This window comes from Mucilaginibacter sp., from assembly GCF_036383575.1.
GTDB lineage: Bacteria > Bacteroidota > Bacteroidia > Sphingobacteriales > Sphingobacteriaceae > Mucilaginibacter.
The window spans coordinates 1-4,079 of sequence record NZ_DASVOB010000240.1 but is presented as its reverse complement, the minus strand read 5'-3'; the positions used below and the strand labels follow the sequence as shown (position 1 = coordinate 4,079).

Annotated in this window: 2 protein-coding genes; both read left to right on the top strand. The window is 42.0% G+C overall.

The genetic code is table 11. From position 1 onward, the window contains the following. A partial coding sequence (locus tag VF500_RS08525; protein ID WP_330859271.1) for a DUF5009 domain-containing protein occupies positions 1-965 on the top strand: 965 nt, incomplete at its 5' end. A 127-nt stretch (positions 966-1,092) separates the two neighbouring features. Further along, a partial coding sequence (locus tag VF500_RS08520; RefSeq protein ID WP_330859270.1) for a GH92 family glycosyl hydrolase occupies positions 1,093-4,079 on the top strand: 2,987 nt, incomplete at its 3' end.

The following is a 4,079-nucleotide window of genomic DNA, read 5'->3' as shown; positions in this document are numbered from 1 at the left end:
CGTTCCTTTTCGCGGTAGGTAACGCGCTTAGTTTCTCCAAAAAGAAATTTGAAACTGATGCCGCTTTTATCGGTAAGATCTTTAAGCGTACGGTCATTATTTTTTTACTGGGCTATCTGATGTACTGGTTCCCGTTCTTTCACCGCGAGGCAAGCAGTTGGGTATTTAACCCATTAAACCATACCCGCATTATGGGCGTGTTGCAGCGGATCGCTTTATGCTACTTTTTTGGTGCACTGATAGTTCATTACTGCTCACAAAAAACGGCTATTATCATATCTGTTGTGCTTTTAATGGGCTACTGGGCTTTCCTGATATTTTGCGGTGAACCGGGTAAAGAGTATACCATGCTTGGCAACGCAGGTACCCGGCTGGATATCGCGCTATTAGGTAATGATCATTTATATCATGATAAAGGCGGCCCGATAGCTTTTGATCCTGAAGGTTTACTCAGTACTATGACGGGGATTGTTAATGTCATAGGAGGTTTCCTTACGGGGGCATTCATTCAGCGTAAAGGCAAAAACTATGAGTCGGTTGCAAGGTTATTCATGTGCGGCGTATTATTAATTGCTGCTTCACTATTCTGGGCTCAATTTTTTCCAATTGCCAAAAAACTGTGGACGAGCTCGTTTACGCTGCTTACCATTGGTATCGACCTTTTGCTGTTAGGCTTTATGGTGTTTGTTATCGAAATAAAAAAGATAAAGAGTGGCACAAATTTCTTCCTCATTTTTGGGCGAAATTCTTTGGCTATTTACCTGCTGTCGGAGTTGCTGCTTACCGTTTTTCAAACCATTTGGGTAAAACCGCAGCTAAGTTTTTACGACTGGATAAACCAGGTTTTTTATCAAAAGATATTCCCCGGCGCTTTCGGTACACTGGTATTTGCGCTTTGCTATATGATGCTTTGCTGGCTGGTGGCATATGTACTTGATAAAAAGAAGATCTATATTAAAATATAGTTTTCACGTAGAGACGCATAATTGCGTCTCCAACTATACAGAGCGGACATTGAATTTCCAATGCTTTGCAAGCGGGAGACGCAATTATGCGTCTCTACATTTAATATTAAAATCATTGATTACGCAATTGAAGAAGATATTCTGTTTTGTTTCCGTTCTGATGCTGTTACTGGGTACAAATCTTTTCGCCCAGCAACTAAACCACCAGCATTATGTTGATCCGTTTATTGGCACAACCGTAAGCAATGTGCTCACCAAATGGGGCAACAATGGCGGCTGTTATCCCGGTGCAGTTGCGCCCTCCGGTAGTGTACAATTAAGTCCGGAAACAAGGGTCGCCGGTGCCAGGGGATATAATTATACCGATAGCTCAATTTATTACTTCAGTTGCCTTGGGCACATGAGTGGCTTCCCGGAAGGATCGTCCGGTCGCCTTTTTGTAATGCCATTTAGTGGCAACGATGCTTTTGAACCGGGTAAATCAGGTTTGCGTTTTTCGCACAAAAAGGAAACTGCTGTACCTGGCTATTATAAAGTAAGTTTTGATGATCAGCCAATTATAGCCGAAGCGACCACTACCGCAAGAACCGGCATGTTTCGTTTTACTTTTAACGGAAACAACAATCCGCAAATTTTTATTGGTAATGCAGGTGAAATTCAGATCATATCAAGTAAAATAATCCATACTTCGAGTGCTAATGCCGTGATAAACATTAGCGAAGAATATATAGATAAAAAGGAAGTTCAAGGCGGTTGGTTATTTACCTTTTCTAAAGCTCAAACAGGTACTACAGTTATCACTTTGCAGCTGAGCAAATCATCGGTAGGTTATTCCGGTGCGCAACATAATATTGATAAGGAAATAGGTAGCCTGAGTTTTGATGAGGTTCGTGCACAAACCAGTCGTGAATGGGCCAAACTATTATCGGTGGTGGATATAACTGATAGCAGTGAACAAAACAAAACAGTTTTTTATACAGCGCTTTATCACTCGCTGCTGCTGCCATGGGTTATCGACGATGCTGATGGTAATTATCGGGGCCATGATGGTAGGGTCAATCAAAAAACGGGGCAAAATCAATATGGTGCATTTTCTCCCTGGGATACTTTTCGGTCTTTACACCCATTACTCACCCTGCTATATCCGCAAAAACAACAGGACGTAATCTTATCCATGCTGGATGTTTACAAGCAAAGCGGGCACCTGCCAACCGAAACCATGACGGGTAATCATGCCGTACCTATTATTGTTGATTCCTATCTAAAAGGAATCATAGGGTTTGATAAGGAGCTTGCTTATGAGGCTATGAAAAAAGATCTGGTTGACGGCGCCTTTGTTCAGTCGGACATGGAAGTTTATCATGAAAAAGGCTACGTACCCTTTACCCGGCCGGAATCGGTTACGCGCACGGTTGAATATGCTTATGACGATTGGGCATTATCACAATTCGCGGATAAGATAATGAACGATAAGCCTGCTTATCAGTTGTTATCAAACAGGGGCTTTAATTATCGCAATCTTCTAAATAAAGACGAATTGTTCATGCTCCCGCGAAACGGTGAAGAGTTTAAGCTTCAACCCGGCACATCAGGTTATAAAGAAGGCGATAAATGGGTGTACTCATACTTTGTGCCTCAAAACGGCAAAGACCTGATCAACATGACCGGCGGTAACGAGCAATTTGCTGCCCGTTTAGATTCTGCACTTAGCAATAATGTTATTCTATTTGATAACGAAACTGTATTTCATCTGCCTTACTTGTTTAACGAGGCGGGTAAACCCGGATTAACACAAAAGTGGGTAAGGGACATCATGCTTAACAGGTTCAGCGCTACACCCGGCGGCTTGCCCGGTAACGATGATCTTGGTTCAACGTCAAGCTGGTATATCTTTAGTTCAATGGGGATTTACCCTGTATGCCCCGGCAGGCCACTTTATGCGATAGGTGCTCCGTTGTTTAAATCTGTAACGCTTCATCTGCCGAACGGCAAAAAGTTTATCATAGGCAGTAATAACTCTGCGTTGAAAAATAATTATGTACAATCATTACAGGTAAATGGTAAGGCGTGGCAGCAATTGAGACTGCAGCATTCGGTATTGTTGAATGGAGGTACAATGACTTTTGTCATGGGCAAAGAGCCGGGTAGTTGGCCGATGGATAAAGATCCGGTTGAGTTATCGGCCACGCAAAAAAATACAGCTTTCAGCATTGTGAATTATTCGGTTAATAAAAAAGCTGTGGTGCCCGATGAACTGCTTGTCATAAAATTCAAACTTAAAAATGAAGGTAGCATCGGTGTTAAAACCGTAAAGTTGTTGGTTAATGGAACACCATACAGTTATAAGAATTGTTTGGTTGAGCCGGGGCAAACTATTCAGGATTCTATAGTGTTCAGGCTTTACCCGGTAGGAAAAACGCTATTGAAACTCGATAATACACCTCCATTTGCGGTTGAGGTAAAACTGCCCGAAAAGTCGCAGGAGCATCCATTCTACATATCAGGGATGGAAGTAAAGCCGATGATCAGGCTAAATGAAAACCAGGAAATAAAATATACAATAAAAAATACCGGTGGACTTAAGCAAACCTTTATCATCCCTGTAATCCAAAATGATTCGGTTGCTTTTACAGATAACATTAAACTTAATGCAGGCGAAGTTAAGACCGTCAGCCATAATTTTAAATCATTAAAAAAAGGATTTGAGTATGTAAGAGTTGATACTGCCAAAACCATCTATAAAGTTTATGAAAATGGAGCAGAATCATTACTGCTGAACTTTGAATCAATTATGACGGGTAAAACTGTACCTGATAGTTCCGGATTTCATAACGACGGGAACATCATTTCAAATCTGGCAATAACGAATAAAGATAAGCTGCTGTTTGGCGACAGTACCTATGTGGAAGTTCCAAATTCACCAGTCTTAGATAGGATGGGCGAATCCATTAGTATGATGGGATGGGTGTACCCGATGGCTAACGAGAGGGGGCTGGTGGATATCATCAGCAAGGGTGATAATCACGTTTTGCAAATGACCGATAGCAAAACACTCACCTTTTTCGCCGGTGGATGGGGCAGGGGAGATTGTACCGTAAACCTGCCTGCCGATTG